General features: G+C 69.2%; 1 protein-coding gene. It reads left to right on the top strand.

The annotated features are described in order from the left end of the window. Window positions 1–1,382: acetate--CoA ligase (locus tag EJO66_RS32420; RefSeq protein WP_125967291.1), on the top strand; the 1,382-nt coding region annotated here is incomplete at both ends.

Genomic DNA, 1,382 nt, shown 5'->3' with positions numbered 1-1,382 from the left:
CGCGTGAGCCAGTTCGCCAACGCCCTGAAGGCCGCCGGCATCCAAAAGGGCGACCGCGTCATCATCTACATGCCCATGACCATCGAGGGCGTGGTCGCCATGCAGGCCTGCGCGCGCATCGGCGCCACCCACAGCGTGGTGTTCGGCGGCTTCTCCGCCAAGGCCCTGCAGGAGCGCATCATCGACGCCGGCGCCGTGGCCGTCATCACCGCCAACTACCAGCTGCGCGGCGGCAAGGAGCTGCCCCTCAAAGCCATCGTCGACGACGGCATCGCGCTGGGCGGCTGCGAATCGATCCGCACCGTCTTCGTCTACGAGCGCACTCCCAGCGCCTGGAGCCGCGTCGAAGGCCGCGACCAGAGCTTCGCCGAGGCGCTGGCCGGCCAGAGCACCGAGTGCCCGCCCGTGCCGGTGAACGCCGAGCACCCGCTCTTCATCCTCTACACCTCCGGCTCCACCGGCAAGCCCAAGGGCGTGCAGCACGCCACCGGCGGCTACCTGCTGTGGGCCCGGCTCACCATGGACTGGACCTTCGACATCCGGCCCGAGGACGTCTTCTGGTGCACCGCCGACATCGGCTGGATCACCGGCCACACCTACGTCGCCTACGGGCCGCTGGCCGCCGGCGCCACCCAGGTCGTGTTCGAGGGCATCCCCACCTTCCCGCATGCCGGGCGCTTCTGGCAGATGATCGAGAAACACCAGGTCAGCGTCTTCTACACCGCCCCCACCGCCATCCGCTCGCTCATCAAGGCGGCCGAATCGGACGAGAAGGTGCACCCGAAGAACTGGAACCTGGACAGCCTGCGCATCCTCGGCTCGGTGGGCGAGCCCATCAACCCCGAGGCCTGGATGTGGTACCACCGGAACATCGGCCATGAGAAATGTCCGATCGTCGACACCTTCTGGCAGACCGAGACCGGCGGCCACGTCATCACGCCGCTGCCGGGCGCCACGCCACTGGTGCCGGGCTCGTGCACCTTGGCGCTGCCGGGCATCGCGGCGGCCATCGTGGACGAGACCGGCAAGGAGCTGCCCCATGGCGCGGGCGGCATGCTGGTCATCAAGCGGCCCTGGCCCTCGATGATCCGCACCATCTGGAACGACCCCGAGCGCTTCAGGAAGAGCTACTTCCCCGAGGAGATGGGCGGCACCATCTACCTGGCCGGCGACGGCGCGGTGCGCAGTGCGGACCGCGGCTACTTCCGCATCACCGGGCGCATCGACGACGTGCTGAACGTCTCGGGCCACCGCCTGGGCACGATGGAGATCGAATCGGCGCTGGTGTCCAAGACCGACCTGGTGGCCGAGGCCGCGGTGGTGGGGCGGCCCGACGACGTGACGGGCGAGGCGGTGTGCGCCTTCGTGGTGCTCAAGCGCGG

Origin of the sequence: Variovorax beijingensis (assembly GCF_003951285.1) — a bacterium.
GTDB lineage: Bacteria > Pseudomonadota > Gammaproteobacteria > Burkholderiales > Burkholderiaceae_C > Variovorax > Variovorax beijingensis.
The sequence above is the reverse complement of the archived record's forward strand: the minus strand, read 5'-3'. Positions and strand labels throughout refer to the sequence as shown.